Below are 16,740 nucleotides of genomic sequence, written 5' to 3' on the forward strand. Positions count from 1 at the left end.
ATCAAGCCCATCCCATCCAGTCTTCCATGGGTGTCCAGTCGCATGAGACGGCGCGCTTCGCAAGATCGAAACAGAAAAGATTGCCGCCGCCCGGCGGCTGATCGCCTTGCCGCGCGATCGGCTTCCCCTCCAGATGGCATTTCAGCAGCGTGCCGACGCCGCCATGGCCGACGAAGGCGATCGGCACTTTCGGATCGTGGCGCGCAAGAACGGCCTCGACATTGGAGACGATTCTCGCCTGCGCGTCGATAGCGCGTTCCCAGCCCTTGAAGCTCTGATGCGGATTGGCAAAGAACCAGTCCGCCGCTTTTTCGAACTCCGGCGGCGGCAGAAAACCTGTGGCGCTGCGATCATTTTCATGCATGGCTTCGATGGCCTCGATCGGTGCGCCGCTTGCCGCTGCCAAGGCCTCGGCCGTTTCGATTGCCTTGCGCTCGCCGCTGGAGACGATCAGGCCGAGCTTGCCAGCCCAGGGCCGGCTCGCAGCCAGCCGCGCCCGCTCGGCGCCAATGTCGGACAAGCCCCACTCCGGCACCGGCACATTCGGGTCGATCCGCACCTGTGGGTGCGTAACATAAAGAGCGTACATGGATTTCCCAGCGATTGTCTCAGCCGCGGCTATAGACCCAGAGCTGGGCCGGCGGAATATTGCGGACGATAAAGTCGTAATGCCGGATATGATAGCGATCCGGCTTGGCGATGATCGGCGAGACCGGGCCGTAGGAAATCTGCACCACCGGGCGACCGGGCGGGATGCGATCCAGCAGGCTCTCGAGAAGCGCGACGCGCGCCTTCATCGGGAAATTGAGAAGGGGAATGCCCGAGACGACGGAATCGAAGGTCTGGCCGCGCAGCACGCCCAGCGTTTTATCGAGATCGAAGGCGTCCCCATTGATGAAGTTGACGCCGGGATAACGGCGGACGAGATGATTGTAGAAATCGGTGGAATATTCGATGGCAACGAGATTTTGCGGCTCGACGCCGCGTCCGAGGATCGCCTTGGTGATCGCGCCTGTTCCCGGCCCAAGCTCCAGCACGGGCAGCCCTGATTGCGTGTTGATGACGCCAGCCATCTTGCGAGCCGTAATCGACGAAGTAGGAACGATCGACCCCACGGTCTTGGGTCCCTGCATCATGCCTTTGAAGAAGCGAATCTCCTCATCGAATTTCTTGCCCAGCCGTTCCTTGAGACGCAGCGCCATGCTCTCCCCCATCAGATGTTACCGTCGCGACTTACATATTGCTTCTCTAGATCTTGCAACCGAATGACGCAATAACAAGAGAAAATGTCGCAATCGACAAAAGACCAAATAAAAGCGCCCTTGCATTGGATAAACGCAGAAAGGGCGCTTTGGTTTCCCTAGAGCCGGATGAGACATCCGGCTCTAAAATCAAAGAAGTGGAGCATGATATCGTCCGAAAACCGCTCACACTTTTCGGCATCGTGCTCTACACGCGCATCGGCATCAGCACATAAAGCGCGTCGTCGCCGGCCGTGTCGCGAATGAGCGTCGGCGAGCCGGCATCGGCCAGCAGGAATATGGCTGCATCGCCGGAAAGCTGTGCGGTAATGTCGAGCAGGTACTTGGCGTTGAAGCCGATTTCCATCGGGTCCATCTCATAGCCGACGGCAACTTCTTCCGTCGCGCTTCCCGAATCCGGGTTGTTGACGGTCAGCAGCAGCTGGCCGTCAGACAGTGCCAGCTTCACGGCGCGGCCACGCTCCGAAGAGATCGTCGATACACGGTCGACGGCCTGGGCGAAAGTCTCGCAATCGACCCGCATTTCCTTGTCGTTGTTGGCTGGAATAACGCGCTGATAGTCCGGGAAAGTACCGTCGATCAGCTTCGAGGTCATGACGATCGAGCCGATCGTCAGGCGGATTTTGGCGTCGGAGACTTCGACGGTGACCATCGCGTCCGGCGTGTCCACGAGCTTCTGCAGTTCTCCCACAGTCTTGCGCGGGATGATGATCCCAGGCATGCCTTCGGAGCCGGAAGGCGCACTGACATCGGCGCGCGCCAGACGATGGCCGTCGGTGGCGACAGCCCGGAGCTTCAGGTCGCCGCCGCTTTCGATGGTGTGGAAGAAGATGCCATTGAGGTAGTAACGCGTCTCCTCGGTGGAGATCGCAAACTGCGTGCGGTCGATCAGCATCTTCAGATCGGACGCCTTCAGCTTGAAGGAATGGCTGAAGCTACCGGCGGTGAGATCGGGGAAATCGGATTCCGGCAGGCACTGCAGCGAGAATTTCGAGCGGCCGGAAGCGACCGTCATCGAGCTGCCGTCGGGATTGGTGGCGAGAAGCACTTCCGAACCATCGGGAAGCTTGCGCACGATGTCGTAAAGCAAATGCGCGGGAACCGTGGTGGCGCCGGCCTGTTCGACATTGGCGGGCGTTGCCTCGGTGATTTCGAGATCGAGGTCGGTCGCCTTCATGTCGAGGTTTGTGCCGTCGGCTTTGAGCAGCACGTTGGACAGGATCGGGATCGTGTTGCGACGCTCGACCACGCGATGCACGTGGTTCAGCGACTTCAGGAGGTTCGACCGCTCTATTGTAATACGCATGGATGCTACCGCTTTCGACCGTGACTTGCCGGGCGGCCCGAGGCGCCCGAGCGACATGTTTTCGGACAAGGCCCGAAAGATTGGACAGGCAACTTGGCAGACTTCTCCATCCGAATGCAAGAGGCATAGGCGATTTGTCGGGCGCCAATTCGCCATTTCGTCGGCAATGCTCCACAGGAATTGCACCGCTCTTGCCGTCCGTGCGCGCCTCGCCCATAAAGGCTGCTTATCCCAAGTGAATTCAGGACCGGTATGAACGAAGAGCAATCAGGCGGCGGGACACGCAGTTTCCGCCTGCATAACAATCAGATCCCGGCCCGTCCTCTCGAACCGGCGCTCTATCTCGTCGCGACGCCGATCGGCAATCTCGGCGACATTACTCTGAGGGCGCTGGAAACGCTGGCCGGCGCCGATGTGCTGGCCTGCGAGGATACGCGTGTCACCCGCGTCCTGCTCGACCGCTATGGCATCCAGAACAAGCCCTATGCCTATCACGAATACAATGCCGATGAGGCAGGCCCCCGGCTGCTGCAAGCTCTGGAAGCTGGCCGATCGGTCGCGCTGGTATCGGATGCCGGCACCCCGCTCGTCTCCGATCCCGGTTACCGTCTCGCAGTGCAGGCGATCGAAGCGGGATATAAGGTCGTTCCCATTCCCGGCGCCTCCGCACCGCTTGCGGCCCTCGTCGGCTCCGGCCTGCCCAACGACGCCTTCTTCTTTGCCGGTTTCCTGCCCACCAAGGACAAGGGGCGGCGCGATCGGCTGGCCGAGCTGGCAGGCATCCCCGCAACCCTCATCTTCTTTGAATCGCCGCATCGCATCGCTGCGACTCTTGCCGCCGCTGCCGATGTGCTCGGGGGCGAGCGTGCCGGCGCCGTCTGCCGCGAGCTGACGAAAACCTTCGAGCAATTTCGCCGCGGTACGCTATCCGAACTCGCCGCGTTCTATGATGCCGTTGAGAATGTGAAGGGCGAGATCGTCTGGCTCGTCGGCCCACCGGCGGAAAACGTCGCGGCGGCGGCCGATGTCGATGCCATCCTCGCCGATCTCTCAGGGACCATGCCGACCGCCAAGGCGGCAACGGAGGCTGCGCGCTTGACCGGCTTGCCGCGTAAGGAGCTTTACCAACGCCTGCTCGACATGAAGGAGCGCCATGGCTGATACGAAGCCCGAGGCCGGCGAGAAACTGAAGCGGCAAAAGGCATGGCGGCGCGGCCATGTTGCCGAATATCTCGCCGCCGCCTTCCTGATGCTCAAGGGCTATCGCATCCTGGCGATCCGCCATCGCACCAAGCTCGGCGAAATCGATATCGTCGCCCGCAAAGGCGATCTCGCCGTCTTCGTCGAGGTCAAATCCAGACGCGGCGCGCAGGAGGCGATCGACGCCGTTTCCTTCTCTTCGCAAAACCGCATCCGTGCCGCGAGCGATCTCTGGCTCGCGCGGCAACCGGATTTCGCCCGTCTCTCGCAACGCTACGACATCGTCGCCATGCTGCCGGGTCGCTGGCCGCAACATTTTCCGGATGCGTTTTGAGCGCGGCGTTACAAGACCGTCACAAAATCAGCCTATTGCCGGGGCGACCAGCACCTGCGATTTCTCTGCGCGCGCTCCTTATTTCAGTTCGACAGGCCCTATCATGATCCGCAACACCGTCTCCGCCTTCACCGTACCATCGCAGGAAGAGCGAAAGAGCTTCCTTTCGCTTGAAAAGACCCCGGCCGTTCACGCCGAAAAGCTTGCGTCGCTCGCCTGCCTGAATACGGTGCGCGTCGGTGGGGCGGCCGGTAAGGTCGAGGCTTTGGCCTTCCCTTTTGCTGTCGCTGCCTGGAATCTCGAGCGCTGCCTGTTCCCGGAGGAAAGTGCGGCCAAGCTGCGGGAAACCGGTGCGCCGCTGATCCTGCTGTCGGAAATGGATCTGGGCATGGCCCGCACCGAACAGCGCGACCCGACCGCGATCATCGCCAGCGAACTCGGCATGAATCATGCCTATGGTGTCGAGTTTCTTGAACTCAGTCTTGGCTCGGAAATCGAGCGCTCCTACTGCCGCGACGATTTTAATGAGAAGGGCTTTCACGGCAATGCCCTGATGGCCTCGGTCGCGTTGAAGGATGCTTTCATGATCCGTCTACCCGGCGAGGCTGTCTGGTTCAACGATAGCAACGAGCAGCCGCGCATCGGCGATCGCTGCGCCGTCGGCGCCATCGTCACGACGGAGGCCGGCCCCATGGTCGCCGTTTCCGTTCATCTCGAAAGTGTTGCCACTGCTGCCTATCGCGAGCGGCAGTTGGCGGCGCTGATCGATGAGGTCGAGGCTTTCGCGCCCGGTCTGCCGATCCTGATCGGCGGCGATCTCAACACCGGCAACCACACCGGCGGCGATTATTCGACGGATACGCTATTCGCCATGGCCGAAAGCCGAGGCTTCGAGTGCCATGGCGGGCCGCTCGATCAGGCAAGCACGCGCCCGAGCCTGATCACACGTTTCCCCGATCGCGCCATGAAGCTCGACTGGTTCATCACCCGCGGCTTGAAGATCGGCGAGAGTCATCTTGTGTCCTCTCTCAACGGCGAGGGCAAGCCGCTCTCCGACCATGACATGGTCGTTTGCACAATCGAAGGTTTTTCCGCCTGATCGCTGCAATCGTTAAAATGCACTTGGTTTCGTGAACTTTGCCGTTACCCGTTCCATGCGATGAGATCGCAGACGCTCATGGAATTTTGGGGGATTGCATGGTCTTGAAATTAATGTTGGCGAGCATGGCGGCCTTTGCCACCCGTGCCGCGCCAGTCGTCCTCGCGCTGCCGCGATCGAAAAGCTTCGTGGCTGGCGCCAGCAACGAAATGGAAATGAAGCCGTCGCCGATCGAGCCATCCTGGATCTTGTCGGGCAATCCCGTTGCCCGCATCGCCGAGCATTCGCGCGGGCAGGACGATGCCGCCATGACCGCGCTGTGGGATTGCACGGCGGGCGAGTTCCGCTGGTATTTCGGCTGGGACGAAACCGTCATGATCCTTGAGGGTGAGGTACACATTACGACGGAAGACGGCGTCGAGCGTACGCTGCATGCCGGCGATGTCGCCTATTTTGCCGGGGGCACCTGGGCGACATGGCGCATCGACCGTTACCTGCGCAAAGTCGCTTTCTTGCGCAAGCCATTCCCGAAGCCTTTGACCATGGCCTATCGCCTGCGCAACCTCGTCCGCCAGGGCAACACACAGGGCCTTGCTGCCTAAGCAGGGCCACCTTGGCGGAAGCCCTTGAATAGCCGTTGCGTTTGGATGCGGGCCGACCTACATCTGTCCGCAAATCCGAGCGAGGGCTGACTATGGCTGGTATCAAGAATGTTGCGGTCCAGATGGACCATGTCCGAAGCATCAACATTGCGGGCGACTCGACCTTCGCCATGAGCCTCGAGGCGCAGAACCGCGGCTACAAGCTTTTCCACTATACGCCGGAGCGGCTGAGTATGCGCGACGGCAAGATCTATGCCTCCGTCGAGCCAATGATCCTGCGCGACGTCAAGGGCGATCACTTCGAGCTCGGCGAGCCGGAGCGCGTGGACCTCTCGACGATGGACGTGGTGCTGCTGCGGCAGGACCCGCCCTTCGACATGGCCTATATCACCTCGACGCATCTGCTCGAGCGCATCCACCCGAAGACGCTCGTCGTCAATGACCCGGCCTGGGTGCGCAATTCGCCGGAAAAGATCTTCGTCACCGAATTCGCCGATCTCATGCCGAAGACGCTGATCACCCGCGATCCGGCTGAAATCCGCCGCTTCCGCGATGAGATGGGCGATATCATCCTGAAGCCGCTCTATGGCAATGGCGGCGCCGGCGTCTTTCATTCGACCCGCGACGACCGCAATCTCTCGTCTCTTCTCGAAATGTTCGGACAGCTCTTCCGCGAGCCGTTCATCGCCCAGCAATATCTGCCGGATGTTCGCAAGGGCGACAAGCGCATCATTCTTGTCGATGGCGAACCAGTCGGCGCGATCAACCGCGTGCCAGCCGAGCATGATGCCCGCTCCAACATGCATGTCGGCGGCCGCGCCGAAGCGACCGAGCTGACGGCGCGCGAAAAGGAAATCTGCGCCCGCATCGGACCGGCCCTGAAGGAGCGCGGCTTCCTGCTCGTCGGCATCGATGTCATCGGCGACTATATGACCGAGATCAACGTGACGTCGCCAACCGGCATCCGCGAAGTCAAGCGCTTCGGCGGCGCCGATATCGCCAGCCTGCTCTGGGATGCGATCGAAGCCAAGCGGGCCTGATCGGCAGTTTCCGCCACGCTTTCAGCTGAACAATCATATCCACCCAGGCATGTCGATGATTTCGACACGCCTGGGTAAAGTTTTTGTTCGTTTATTGTTCTTGTTTCATTCCTCATCTTGTGCCAGATTGCAACCCGAAGTTTGCTGGTCGGGGCACGTAACGGCAAACGGGTTCGGCGACAGGGGAATAGGGCATGGTAGCGCGCGTCAGCACGGTTGCGTTTCAGGGCATTGAGGGCGTACCCGTCGAAGTGCAAGTGATGATTGCGCCCGGCAAGGTGCTGATGCACATCGTCGGTCTGCCGGACAAGGCGGTGGCCGAGAGCCGGGAGCGGGTCCAGGCGGCATTGCACGCCTCCGGCCTCGCTCTGCCGCCGAAGAAAGTCACCGTCAATCTCGCCCCGGCGGATCTGCCCAAGGAGGGCAGCCACTTCGACTTGGCGATCGCGCTCGGCCTGATGGCGGCGCTCGGTGCGATCCCCGCAGATGCTTTGTCATCCTATACCGTTATCGGCGAACTCAACCTCGACGGCACGATCGCGCCCGTTGCCGGCGCGCTTCCCGCAGCGATCGCCGCCAATGCCATGGGCAAGGGGCTGATCTGCCCGGCCGAGAGCGGATCGGAAGCCGCCTGGGCTGGCAAGGAGATCGATATTCTGGCGCCGCGCAGCTTGATCGCGCTCTCCAATCATTTTCGCGGTACGCAGGTTCTCTCGCGACCGGAGCCATCCGTTCGTGCCAGTGCCACCAATCTACCCGATCTTGCTGATATCAAGGGGCAGGAAAGCGCCAAGCGCGCCTTGGAGGTGGCCGCCGCCGGCGGGCATAACTTGTTATTGTCGGGCCTCCCGGCTCCGGCAAGTCGATGCTCGCTTCGCGCCTGCCGTCGATCCTGCCGCCCCTGTCGACGAACGAGCTGTTGGAGGTGTCGATGATCCATTCGATCGCCGGCCAGCTTTCCGGCGGCAAGCTCTCCGATCGGCGGCCCTATCGCGCGCCGCATCATTCGGCGACCATGGCGGCGCTCGTCGGCGGCGGTCTGCGTGCGAGGCCCGGCGAGGTGTCGCTGGCCCATCACGGCATTCTGTTCCTCGACGAACTACCGGAGTTTTCGCCGCAGGCGCTCGATGCGTTGCGCCAGCCTCTCGAAACCGGCGAATGCGTCATTGCGAGAGCAAACCATCGAGTTTCCTATCCGGCCGGCATTCAGCTTGTGGCGGCAATGAACCCCTGCCGCTGCGGCATGGCCGGCGAACCGGGCCACACCTGCGCCCGTGGGCCGCGCTGCGCTTCAGATTATCAGGGCCGTATTTCCGGTCCATTGCTCGATCGCATCGATATCCGCATAGACGTACCGGCAGTCTCCGCCGCCGACCTCATCCGGCCGACAGCCTCGGAAAGCAGTGCTGATGTAGCGCTCCGTGTCGCTCGCGCCCGCGAACGGCAGCGGGAGCGTTTCGAACGAGCCGGCATGAAGGATGTCGGCACCAACGCCCGTTGCTCGACCGCGATGATCGAAACCATCGCCGAGCCGGATGCCGCCGGCCTGCAATTGCTGCGCGATGCCGCCGAGAAGATGAAATTCTCCGCCCGCGGCTATCATCGCATCCTCAAGGTCGCTCGAACGCTCGCCGATCTCGATGATAAGCCCACCGTCGGCCGCATCCATCTCGCGGAAGCCATCTCCTATCGCATCGCCGGAGAGCGACTGGCAGCGCACGCCTGAAAGTCCTGAGCTGAGGCGACGCTCGATCGTCGCCCGTCCGCCTGAATGAAAAAGGGTGCCGAAGCACCCCTTTCCAAGTCCGAATGACGGTTGGCGCCTTTAGCCGCCAAGTCCCTCGAACAGGGCCGTCGAGAGATAGCGCTCGGCGAAGGACGGAATGATGACGACGATGGTCTTGCCTTCATTTTCGGGACGCTGGCCGATCTTGATGGCCGCTGTGAGCGCCGCGCCGGAGGAGATGCCGACCGGCACGCCTTCGAGCTTGGCGACGAGCCGCGCCTGCTGGAACGCCTCGTCATTGCTGACGGTCACCACCTCGTCATAGACATGCGTATCGAGAACCTTCGGCGCGAAGCCGGCGCCGATGCCCTGGATCTTGTGCGGGCCGGGATTGCCGCCGGAAAGAACGGGCGAATCCGCCGGCTCGACGGCGATGACCTTGATGTCGGGCTTGCGGGCCTTCAACACCTGGCCGACACCGGTGATCGTGCCGCCGGTGCCGATACCGGAAACGAAGATATCGACCTTGCCTTCGGTGTCGTTCCAGATTTCCTCGGCCGTCGTCTTGCGATGGATTTCCGGGTTGGCGGGATTTTCGAACTGCTGCGGAATGATCGCATCCGGCAGCGACGCGGCCAGCTCTTCGGCCTTGGCGATCGCGCCCTTCATGCCCTTCGGTCCCTCGGTCAACACCAGCTCGGCGCCGAGCAACGCCAGCATCTTGCGGCGCTCGATCGACATGGTTTCCGGCATAGTGAGGATAAGGCGATAACCCTTGGCGGCGGCGGCAAAGGCGAGCGCAATACCCGTATTGCCGGAAGTCGGCTCGATCAGCACGGATCGGCCGGGAGCGATCTTGCCCTGGGCTTCCAGGCTCTCGATCATGGCGACGCCGATGCGGTCTTTCACGGAAGCGATCGGATTGAAGAATTCGAGCTTTGCCAAAATGTTGGCCTTGACGCCCTTCTCCTTCGCCAGCTTGTCGAGGCGCACGATCGGCGTATCGCCGATGGTCTCGGTGATCGAGGCGTAGACGCGGCCGCGGCCGGGTTTGCGGGTGTCGGACATGGGTAGCTCTCCCTACATTGGATTTATGGAATGACAATAGGATCAAACGCGCGCGGAAACCAGAGTGCGCACCCGTTCCTCGCGTGAAGCGCGTGAGAAAAGAATCTCCGGAAGGCCTTCTTTGAGGATGTTTTTTTCAGGCGGCGCGCGTTGCGATGAAGGCAGCGGCGGCGGCGAGGCCCCGGCGGGAAATGGCTGCAGCGACAAAGAGCGCGCCGCAATAGGCAGGTAGGGCGCGAGCGTCATGAAGCTCTCCTCCTGAGATGGTATCGGCTCTATTGCACTACCTTTGCGTTTTCAAGCGATTGCGCCGATGCAGCGAACATATTACCAAGGTGTAAACGGCCCATCCCAACCGCTTTGCCCAAGGATATCATGTCTTCCGCATTGCTCCTGATCGATCTTCAGAACTCCATCCTGACGGGCCTCGGCACGCCGGATCGCCAGCCGGCTATCGATGCCGCGCTGGAGGCGGTCGTTGCGAAGCTCGCAGCGTTGAAACACAGCGCCCGTGCCGCCGGTATTCCCACCTTCATCGTTCAGCATGACGGCGGCCCGACCCATCGTTTGGCCAAGCGCAGCGAAGGCTGGCAGCTGCGCCGGGAGATCGCACCGGAAGCCGGAGATGTCGTCGTGCACAAGACGAGCTGCGATTCCTTCTTCGAGACGGATCTGGAGGCACGGCTCAAGGGCCATGGTGTCACTCACCTCATCGTTGGCGGCTGCATGACGCAGTTCTGCGTGGATACGACTGTGCGGCGCGCCGTTTCGCTGGGCTTCGACGTCTCACTGATATCAGACGGACACACCACGGCGGATATGGGCAAACTGAGTTTCGAAGACATTGTCACCCATCACAATATGCTGCTTGACGGTTTCGATGCCGGGCCGCATGAAATCAAGCTGGTCGCATCGACCGAAATCTCCTTCTGAAGCCCTTTCTCCGCCGGAGCCTCTATGCCGCATCTGACCAGCATGATCACCTTTGCCCTGATTGCTCTCGGCATGGTGCTGACGCCTGGGCCGAACATGATCTATCTGGTGTCGCGCTCGATCTCGCAGGGACCAGCGGCAGGGTTGATCTCCCTTGGCGGTGTCGCCTGCGGCTTCCTCTTCTACATGTTCTCGGCTGCGCTCGGCATTACCGCCTTCGTCTTTGCCGTTCCTTTCGCCTACGATGCGCTGCGGCTGGCGGGTGCGGCCTATCTTGGATGGCTCGCCTGGAATGCGCTGAAGCCCGGCGGCCGCTCGGCCTTTCAGGTGCGCGAGTTGCCAAAGGACAGCACCCGCCGGCTTTTCACGATGGGGCTGGTGACGAGCCTGCTGAACCCGAAGGTCGCGATCCTCTATCTGTCGCTGCTGCCGCAGTTCGTCGATCCCGCCGCCGGCAGCGTTTTCACGCAATCCATTGTTCTCGGCTTCGCGCAGATCATTATCAGCGTAACATTCAATGCCATTTTCGCGCTGAGTGCCGGCTGGATCGCGATGTTTCTCACCCAGCGCCCATCCTTTGCCCTAGTGCAGCGCTGGCTGATGGGCACGGTGCTGGCCGGGCTCGCCGTGCGCATGGCTTTCGAGGCTCAGCGTTGATGCGGAGCGTTTCGCTGCCGCTCGCCGCCAGCCTTCTGGTGCTCGCATCGTTCTGGAGCGCTGCTTCGGCGGCGGAGACGGGAACGCAGACGATCGTCTTCATGCGTCATGGCGAAAAGCCCGAGGCGGGTCTTGGCCAATTGAGCTGCCAGGGTCTCAACCGGGCGCTGGCTTTACCGCCGGTGCTGACAAAGCTCTTCGGCAAGCCGGCGGCGATCTTTGCGCCTGATCCATCGAAGCGAAAGGACGATTCCGGCACTTCCTACGATTATATCCGGCCGCTCGCGACCATAGAACCGACGGCGATCGCCCTTGGAATGCCCGTCGATACCAGCTTCGGCTATGAGGATATCGATGATCTGAAAGGCGAGCTGAAGAAGCCTGCTTATGCCGGCAAGCTGATCTTCGTTGCCTGGGAGCACAAGCAGATCGTCGATCTCGCCCGTCAGCTGATGAGCGAGAATGGCGGCGATGAAAAAGCCGTGCCGAAATGGCACGGCAAGGATTTCGACAGCCTCTATGTGCTGCGCATCGGCGGGGGCAAGGCCGGATCAGGCTTGACCTTCGAGAAAATGGCCGAAGGTCTCGACGGTCGCTCCGATGTCTGTCCGAATCTGGCTAAATAATTTTAGAACACCGGCCGCATGAAGCTACGCTCGTAGCTGATGATGCAGCGTGTTTCCTCGCCATAGGCAAGGGCGGCCTGGCATTCCGCATCCTCGGGTATTTTCAGCCGATATTCCTCATAGGCGGCAAGGCTCGGGAAGCTGAAAAGCGCCAAGGCGATGTTATTGGCTCCCTCGTGCGGCATGAAATAGCCGTGATGCGTACCGCCCAGCCGGTTGACCAGCGGGATCCAGAGCTTGGCGTAATGCTCGAACTGGGCGAGCTTATAGGGATCTATGACATAATGCAGGTAGCACGTGATCATTCGGCGGCCCCCTTCGAAAGACCACCGTTTCTATTCCAGGGCAGGGGGAGCGTCCAGCCGAGATTCATGCCGGCAGCAGCCGCGAAAATGATGACTGCGCCGAGGATCTGCGCCGGGCCAAGCACATGGCCGAAGGCAAAGCGATCGACGATGATGGCGGCGATTGGATAGACGAAGGAGAGTGCCCCGGTCAGGTGCGTCGGCAGCTTCTGGATGGCGCCATAGAGCAGCACATACATCAACCCGGTATGCACAATGCCCATGGTGACGAGGATCGACCATCCCCCGATATCCTGGGGTGCGGCGGAAAAATGGGTAAAGGGTGCCAACATCAGAATGCCGGTGGACACCTGGATCAGCGCAATCAGATGCGGCGGCGTGCCCTTCAGCCATTTGGCAGCGATCGCTGCCAGCGCATAGAAGAAGGCTGCGCCCAGCGAAAGCAGGATGCCGATCGCATAGCTTCCCGAACCGGCGGCCTCGGCCGGCTTGCCTTCGACGATCACGACCATGCCGGCGAAGGCGAGGCCTAACCAGAAGAGCTTGGTGAAGGTGATCCGTTCGCCGAGGAACAATGCGCCGAGACCCAGCAGCATGAAAGGTTGCGTATTATAGACGGTTGTGGCGATGGAAATGGAGGCGTGGGAATAGGCGGCGAAAAGCAGCAGCCAGTTGAGGACGATGGCGATCCCGCCACCGACGGCAATGGAAAATGTCCTGAGATTGAGGATGCCTGGGCGCAGCAGGCCCATGGCGCCGCAGATAACGAGCAGCGTCAGCGCGCCGAAGAAGCAGCGCCAGAAAACCACACCGGTCACGGCCTGCCCGGACATCAATACGAACCAGCCGATCGTGCCTGAAATCAGCATCGCCGCCGTCATTTCCACCGTGCCGCGTTTAATCTCGTTCATTGCCTTGGCTCCCGTCTATCTGCCCCAATCATATTGCGGTATCTGCGCTGGTGATATAGATTTAGTAAGGTAAATTAGCCAAAAGACCTAGGTAAATGAGGTTGAATGATGAGTGCTCCTAATGCGAGCCTTGGTCTCGATGAGATCGATCAGCGGATGCTAGAAGCGCTGGCGCGCAATGCCCGCATATCGCTGAAGGAATTGGCGGAAGCGGCCAGCCTGTCGTCGCCGAGCGCGGCGGAACGTCTGCGCCGACTGGAGGAACGCGGCATCATCTCGGCCTTTACCGTGGATATCGCGCCGGAGGCGATCGGCTATCCCCTGCAGGCGATCGTCCGCATCCGGCCTCTGCCCGGCCAGTTGCATGTCGTCGAGCGGATCATTCAGCAAACGCCGGAATTCATAGAGTGCGACAAGGTCACCGGTGACGATTGCTTTATCGGTCGGCTGGTGGTGCGCTCGATGGGTGAACTCGATGGTATATTGGATAAGATCACCGAGCGGGCCGAGACGAACACGTCGATGATCAAGGCGACGCCGGTCAAGCGCCGCCTGCCTCCGCTTACCGGCTCTAGAATTCCGCCATCGGCGAAAGCATGAGCGGCCCGACAATATCGGCCGCCGCTTGGCCGCGCACCATCAGCATGGTGTAGCCGTCGTAAGGCTCAAGCGATACCTGGCAATCCAGGCGGTCCGGAGAAAAGCAGATCTCGATGCGCTCGGGTTCGATATCGAGCGCTGAGACGATGGTCGCCAGCGAGGGGATGGCAGTTCCCACAATGTCGAGAAGCCAGAAAGTCGCGCCGTCGAACGTCCATGCAGCGACCGTGTCATCCCCAAGCGCCGTCAGGCGGATCGCGGAGTTGAAGGAAGCATTCAGCAGAAACATCTCCATCTGCCTGACAACGGCAAATTGGGCGGAGGCCGGCTGACGGTTTTGCAGGAGCGTCTCGATGAGGCGCAGATCGTCAGGCGCTTCCAGGGAGAGCTGCCGGGCTGACAAATCAGATTTCTGAAGCGTCGGCGTCCGCGCAACGAAGATATGCTGCGGCAGGATGCGAAAGCCATACCGCTCATAGAGAGCCGGCTTGTCTGTGAGCAGCAGATCGAGTTCGTAGCCCTCAGTCGCGGTGTGGGCAAAGGCGCGCTGCATGAGGTCGCGATAGAGGCCGCGCTTGCGCCATTCCGGCCGGACCGCGCCGGATTGATAGCCCGCCGCCTTGACGACCCTGCCATTGATGATCATCGGCATGGAGAAGGCGCTGAAATTGGCGACGCAGCGGCCATCGGCATCGAAATAGCCAAACGGCATGCTTGTCGGGTCCGGGCCGTCAAATTGGTCCAGGATGCTGACATCGATCGAGAATGTATCCTGCAGCAGATCGACAAGCGCATTCCAGGCGGAGGGATCGTCGAAATAATCTTGCCGGAGCGTCAGTCCGTGGTCTCGTCCCAGTTCGGACATCACACGCCGGTCGAGCCGAAGCCGCCGGCGCCGCGTGCGGTTTCGCTGATCTCGGAAATTTCGGCGACGCGCACTTGCGTCACCGGCGCGATCACCATCTGGGCGATGCGCATGCCGCGCGTGATTTCGAATGGCTCATCACCGAGGTTGGCCAAAATCACCTTCACTTCGCCACGATAGTCGCTGTCGACTGTGCCGGGGGAGTTCAGGCAGGTGATGCCGTTCTTGAAGGCGAGGCCGGAGCGCGGGCGGATCTGCGCCTCGAAGCCATCCGGAACTTCGAAGATGAAGCCTGTGGGAACGAGCGCCCGCTTGCCCGGCGCGATCGTCAGCGTCGCGCCTTCTTCGACGGCTGCGCGCAGGTCCATGCCGGCTGCACCCTTGGTCTCATAGGCGGGCAGCTCCAGGCCTTCGCCATGCGGCAGGCGGATGAGCTTCAGGGTCGGGCTGATATCAGTGTGAATGGTCATGCGGCATTAGTTTGCGCGCGAAGGCCGGAGGTCAATTGCATTTAGGCCTTTGAGTCGCTAGATACGGCGCCAATTCACAGGATTCACACGCATGGCCGAAAGTCTCGCCGAGGCGGTCTCCCGCCGCCGCACATTCGCTATTATCGCTCACCCGGACGCGGGCAAGACGACGCTCACCGAAAAGCTGCTGCTCTTCGGCGGCGCCATTCAGCTTGCCGGCGAAGTCAAGGCCAAGAAGGATCGCATGCAGACGCGCTCCGACTGGATGAAGATCGAGCGCGAACGCGGCATCTCGGTCGTGACGTCGGTCATGACCTTCGAATATGAAGGCAACGTCTTCAACATTCTCGATACGCCCGGTCACGAAGACTTCGCCGACGACACCTATCGCACGCTGACGGCCGTCGATGCGGCAGTCATGGTTATCGACGCCGCCAAGGGTATCGAGCCGCGGACGCTGAAGCTGTTCGAAGTCTGCCGCATGCGCGACATCCCGATCATCACCTTCATCAACAAGATGGACCGCGAAAGCCGCGATCCTTTCGAAATTCTTGATGAAGTCGAAGAGAAGCTGGCACTGGATACGGCTCCGGTCACCTGGCCGATCGGCCGCTCCAAGACTTTCTGCGGCTCCTACCATCTGGCTGACAATACCGTTCGCGGTTCCGATACCGAGGTCGAGGCGACCAAGGTGAACGGCCCGCAGGCAGTCGCCGACCGGTTGCCGGAAAACGAGCGCCAGGCTTTCATCGACGAGACGGAACTGGCGATCGAGGCCTGCCGTCCGTTTGATCGGGACTCCTTCCTGGAAGGTCATATGACGCCGGTCTTCTTCGGCTCGGCGCTGCGCAATTTCGGTGTCCGCGATCTTATCAACGCGCTCGGCGACTTCGCGCCGCCGCCACGTGACCAGGTTGCCGACATCAGAACGGTTCACGCCACCGACGACAAGATGACGGCCTTCGTCTTCAAGATTCAGGCCAACATGGACCCGAACCATCGTGACCGCATCGCCTTTGCGCGTATCTGCTCCGGCAAGCTGGAGCGCGGCATGAAGGCGCGGCTGTCGCGCACCGGCAAGCAACTTGGCCTGACCGCACCGCAATTCTTCTTCGCCTCGCAGCGTCAGCTCGCCGACACCGCCTATGCAGGCGACGTCGTCGGCATTCCGAACCATGGAACGCTGCGCATCGGCGATACGCTGACCGAAGGCGAATCTCTCGTCTTCCAGGGCGTGCCCAACTTCTCGCCGGAAATCCTGCGCCGTGTTCGTCTTGAAGACGCGATGAAGGCGAAGAAGCTCAAGGAAGCGCTGCAGCAGATGGCCGAAGAAGGCGTCGTGCAGCTCTTCTCGCCGGAAGATGGCTCTCCCGCCATCGTCGGCGTCGTCGGCGCCCTGCAGCTCGATGTCTTGAAGGAGCGGTTGATGGCCGAATACGGCCTGCCGGTTTCCTTCGAAATGTCGCGCTTCTCCGTCTGCCGCTGGATCTCGGCCGATCAGCCGGCCGACCTCGAAAAATTCGTCACCCAGCGCCGCGGCGATATCGCCCGCGATCTCGATGGCGATCCGGTCTTCCTCGCCCAGGACGGCTTCTCGCTGCGCTACGAGGCGGAACGTTACCCGGCTATCAAGATGGTCGCGATCAAGGAATATCACGCCGTCAAGGCGGCGTGATCGGTTCGGATGCGTTTCATTTTGGAATAGTGCTGCCGCGATGTTCCATCCGATATAGCGC

The 16,740-nt window shown here is 61.1% G+C and carries 19 protein-coding genes and 1 pseudogene; 11 read left to right on the forward strand and 9 right to left on the reverse strand.

The window, feature by feature from the left end; genetic code table 11:
• Position 1: 1 nt before the first annotated feature.
• The 3 genes from ACK83U_RS18610 to dnaN all read right to left on the reverse strand — a co-directional run bounded on the left by ACK83U_RS18610 (position 2) and on the right by dnaN (position 2,568).
• A complete protein-coding gene (locus tag ACK83U_RS18610; RefSeq protein ID WP_112609291.1) occupies positions 2 to 589 on the reverse strand; it encodes a histidine phosphatase family protein in 588 nt (195 codons plus the stop codon).
• 19 nt (positions 590 to 608) lie between these two features.
• The gene (gene pmtA / locus ACK83U_RS18615) at positions 609 to 1,202 is read right to left on the reverse strand and encodes a phospholipid N-methyltransferase PmtA (RefSeq protein WP_015338541.1); all 594 of its coding nucleotides are present in this window, start codon (positions 1,200 to 1,202) and stop codon (positions 609 to 611) included.
• A 247-nt stretch (positions 1,203 to 1,449) separates the two neighbouring features.
• Positions 1,450 to 2,568: a DNA polymerase III subunit beta gene (dnaN, locus tag ACK83U_RS18620; protein ID WP_112399709.1), complete on the reverse strand. Its 1,119-nt coding sequence runs from the start codon at positions 2,566 to 2,568 to the stop codon at positions 1,450 to 1,452.
• 252 nt (positions 2,569 to 2,820) lie between these two features.
• On the opposite strand from dnaN, the gene rsmI reads away from it, so the two are divergent.
• From rsmI to ACK83U_RS18650, 6 genes and pseudogenes are all read left to right on the forward strand, one after another.
• Positions 2,821 to 3,729 (forward strand): 16S rRNA (cytidine(1402)-2'-O)-methyltransferase, encoded by a 909-nt coding sequence (rsmI, locus tag ACK83U_RS18625; RefSeq protein WP_112609293.1) that lies wholly within the window; start codon positions 2,821 to 2,823, stop codon positions 3,727 to 3,729.
• Positions 3,722 to 4,102 (forward strand): YraN family protein, encoded by a 381-nt coding sequence (locus tag ACK83U_RS18630; RefSeq protein WP_112399645.1) that lies wholly within the window; start codon positions 3,722 to 3,724, stop codon positions 4,100 to 4,102. The genes rsmI and ACK83U_RS18630 overlap by 8 nt, the downstream gene beginning before the upstream one ends.
• Before the next feature lie 103 nt (positions 4,103 to 4,205).
• Positions 4,206 to 5,201 (forward strand): endonuclease/exonuclease/phosphatase family protein, encoded by a 996-nt coding sequence (locus tag ACK83U_RS18635; RefSeq protein WP_112609295.1) that lies wholly within the window; start codon positions 4,206 to 4,208, stop codon positions 5,199 to 5,201.
• A 98-nt stretch (positions 5,202 to 5,299) separates the two neighbouring features.
• Positions 5,300 to 5,803: a cupin domain-containing protein gene (locus tag ACK83U_RS18640; protein ID WP_112609297.1), complete on the forward strand. Its 504-nt coding sequence runs from the start codon at positions 5,300 to 5,302 to the stop codon at positions 5,801 to 5,803.
• 92 nt (positions 5,804 to 5,895) lie between these two features.
• Positions 5,896 to 6,843, forward strand: coding sequence for a glutathione synthase (gene gshB / locus ACK83U_RS18645; RefSeq protein WP_112336739.1), 948 nt, complete (start codon positions 5,896 to 5,898; stop codon positions 6,841 to 6,843).
• Between the two features lie 194 nt (positions 6,844 to 7,037).
• A pseudogene (locus ACK83U_RS18650) lies at positions 7,038 to 8,569 on the forward strand (YifB family Mg chelatase-like AAA ATPase).
• Positions 8,570 to 8,668: 99 nt separating this feature from the next.
• On the opposite strand, the gene cysK reads toward ACK83U_RS18650, so the two are convergent.
• Together cysK and ACK83U_RS18660 are read right to left on the reverse strand one after the other, a co-directional pair.
• Positions 8,669 to 9,637: a cysteine synthase A gene (gene cysK, locus ACK83U_RS18655; RefSeq protein WP_112336737.1), complete on the reverse strand. Its 969-nt coding sequence runs from the start codon at positions 9,635 to 9,637 to the stop codon at positions 8,669 to 8,671.
• A gap of 42 nt (positions 9,638 to 9,679) precedes the next feature.
• Positions 9,680 to 9,883, reverse strand: coding sequence for a hypothetical protein (locus ACK83U_RS18660; RefSeq protein ID WP_112609301.1), 204 nt, complete (start codon positions 9,881 to 9,883; stop codon positions 9,680 to 9,682).
• Between the two features lie 129 nt (positions 9,884 to 10,012).
• Between ACK83U_RS18660 and ACK83U_RS18665 the strand changes: the two genes are divergently transcribed.
• Genes ACK83U_RS18665 through ACK83U_RS18675 form a run of 3 tightly spaced genes read left to right on the forward strand, consistent with a single transcriptional unit; the run spans position 10,013 to position 11,853 of the window.
• The gene (locus ACK83U_RS18665) at positions 10,013 to 10,570 is read left to right on the forward strand and encodes a cysteine hydrolase family protein (protein WP_112609303.1); all 558 of its coding nucleotides are present in this window, start codon (positions 10,013 to 10,015) and stop codon (positions 10,568 to 10,570) included.
• Between the two features lie 24 nt (positions 10,571 to 10,594).
• A complete protein-coding gene (locus ACK83U_RS18670) occupies positions 10,595 to 11,227 on the forward strand; it encodes a LysE family translocator (RefSeq protein ID WP_112609305.1) in 633 nt (210 codons plus the stop codon).
• On the forward strand, positions 11,227 to 11,853 hold the full coding sequence (locus ACK83U_RS18675; RefSeq protein ID WP_112609307.1) for a hypothetical protein: 627 nt from the start codon (positions 11,227 to 11,229) through the stop codon (positions 11,851 to 11,853). The genes ACK83U_RS18670 and ACK83U_RS18675 overlap by 1 nt, the downstream gene beginning before the upstream one ends.
• A 2-nt stretch (positions 11,854 to 11,855) precedes the next feature.
• On the opposite strand, the gene ACK83U_RS18680 is transcribed toward ACK83U_RS18675, so the two are convergent.
• Positions 11,856 to 12,158: an NIPSNAP family protein gene (locus tag ACK83U_RS18680; protein WP_015338553.1), complete on the reverse strand. Its 303-nt coding sequence runs from the start codon at positions 12,156 to 12,158 to the stop codon at positions 11,856 to 11,858.
• Positions 12,155 to 13,069 carry a DMT family transporter gene (locus tag ACK83U_RS18685; RefSeq protein WP_112609309.1) on the reverse strand — a complete coding sequence of 305 codons (915 nt, stop codon included), beginning with the start codon at positions 13,067 to 13,069 and terminating at the stop codon, positions 12,155 to 12,157. Before ACK83U_RS18685 ends, ACK83U_RS18680 begins: the two co-directional genes overlap by 4 nt.
• A gap of 108 nt (positions 13,070 to 13,177) precedes the next feature.
• Between ACK83U_RS18685 and ACK83U_RS18690 the strand changes: the two genes are divergently transcribed.
• Positions 13,178 to 13,669, forward strand: a complete 492-nt coding sequence (locus ACK83U_RS18690; RefSeq protein WP_112609466.1) for an Lrp/AsnC family transcriptional regulator — start codon at positions 13,178 to 13,180, stop codon at positions 13,667 to 13,669.
• Here ACK83U_RS18690 and ACK83U_RS18695 read toward each other — a convergent pair.
• Together ACK83U_RS18695 and dut are read right to left on the reverse strand one after the other, a co-directional pair.
• Positions 13,641 to 14,534 (reverse strand): GNAT family N-acetyltransferase, encoded by an 894-nt coding sequence (locus ACK83U_RS18695; RefSeq protein WP_112609311.1) that lies wholly within the window; start codon positions 14,532 to 14,534, stop codon positions 13,641 to 13,643. The two genes, ACK83U_RS18690 and ACK83U_RS18695, sit on opposite strands and share 29 nt — an antisense overlap.
• Complete coding sequence (gene dut / locus ACK83U_RS18700) at positions 14,534 to 15,004, reverse strand: dUTP diphosphatase (protein WP_015338557.1); 471 nt, start codon at positions 15,002 to 15,004, stop codon at positions 14,534 to 14,536. The genes ACK83U_RS18695 and dut overlap by 1 nt, the downstream gene beginning before the upstream one ends.
• 91 nt (positions 15,005 to 15,095) lie before the next feature.
• Here dut and ACK83U_RS18705 point away from each other — a divergent pair, with 91 nt between their 5' ends.
• Complete coding sequence (locus ACK83U_RS18705; protein WP_112336731.1) at positions 15,096 to 16,679, forward strand: peptide chain release factor 3; 1,584 nt, start codon at positions 15,096 to 15,098, stop codon at positions 16,677 to 16,679.
• Positions 16,680 to 16,740: the final 61 nt, after the last annotated feature.

Source organism: Rhizobium sp. WW22, from assembly GCF_047041135.1.
Classification (GTDB): domain Bacteria; phylum Pseudomonadota; class Alphaproteobacteria; order Rhizobiales; family Rhizobiaceae; genus Rhizobium.

Bases quoted from the DNA above. Each gene is read 5' to 3' on its own strand.
- rsmI (WP_112609293.1), top strand. From the start codon at position 2,821: ATGAACGAAGAGCAATCAGGCGGCGGGACACGCAGTTTCCGCCTGCAT.
- ACK83U_RS18665 (WP_112609303.1), top strand. From the start codon at position 10,013: ATGTCTTCCGCATTGCTCCTGATCGATCTTCAGAACTCCATCCTGACG.
- ACK83U_RS18640 (WP_112609297.1), top strand. From the start codon at position 5,300: ATGGTCTTGAAATTAATGTTGGCGAGCATGGCGGCCTTTGCCACCCGT.
- ACK83U_RS18695 (WP_112609311.1), bottom strand. From the start codon at position 14,534: ATGTCCGAACTGGGACGAGACCACGGACTGACGCTCCGGCAAGATTAT.
- ACK83U_RS18630 (WP_112399645.1), top strand. From the start codon at position 3,722: ATGGCTGATACGAAGCCCGAGGCCGGCGAGAAACTGAAGCGGCAAAAG.
- ACK83U_RS18705 (WP_112336731.1), top strand. From the start codon at position 15,096: ATGGCCGAAAGTCTCGCCGAGGCGGTCTCCCGCCGCCGCACATTCGCT.
- ACK83U_RS18680 (WP_015338553.1), bottom strand. From the start codon at position 12,158: ATGATCACGTGCTACCTGCATTATGTCATAGATCCCTATAAGCTCGCC.
- gshB (WP_112336739.1), top strand. From the start codon at position 5,896: ATGGCTGGTATCAAGAATGTTGCGGTCCAGATGGACCATGTCCGAAGC.
- pmtA (WP_015338541.1), bottom strand. From the start codon at position 1,202: ATGGCGCTGCGTCTCAAGGAACGGCTGGGCAAGAAATTCGATGAGGAG.
- dnaN (WP_112399709.1), bottom strand. From the start codon at position 2,568: ATGCGTATTACAATAGAGCGGTCGAACCTCCTGAAGTCGCTGAACCAC.
- ACK83U_RS18660 (WP_112609301.1), bottom strand. From the start codon at position 9,883: ATGACGCTCGCGCCCTACCTGCCTATTGCGGCGCGCTCTTTGTCGCTG.
- cysK (WP_112336737.1), bottom strand. From the start codon at position 9,637: ATGTCCGACACCCGCAAACCCGGCCGCGGCCGCGTCTACGCCTCGATC.
- ACK83U_RS18670 (WP_112609305.1), top strand. From the start codon at position 10,595: ATGCCGCATCTGACCAGCATGATCACCTTTGCCCTGATTGCTCTCGGC.
- ACK83U_RS18610 (WP_112609291.1), bottom strand. From the start codon at position 589: ATGTACGCTCTTTATGTTACGCACCCACAGGTGCGGATCGACCCGAAT.
- ACK83U_RS18635 (WP_112609295.1), top strand. From the start codon at position 4,206: ATGATCCGCAACACCGTCTCCGCCTTCACCGTACCATCGCAGGAAGAG.
- ACK83U_RS18685 (WP_112609309.1), bottom strand. From the start codon at position 13,069: ATGAACGAGATTAAACGCGGCACGGTGGAAATGACGGCGGCGATGCTG.
- dut (WP_015338557.1), bottom strand. From the start codon at position 15,004: ATGACCATTCACACTGATATCAGCCCGACCCTGAAGCTCATCCGCCTG.
- ACK83U_RS18675 (WP_112609307.1), top strand. From the start codon at position 11,227: ATGCGGAGCGTTTCGCTGCCGCTCGCCGCCAGCCTTCTGGTGCTCGCA.
- ACK83U_RS18690 (WP_112609466.1), top strand. From the start codon at position 13,178: ATGAGTGCTCCTAATGCGAGCCTTGGTCTCGATGAGATCGATCAGCGG.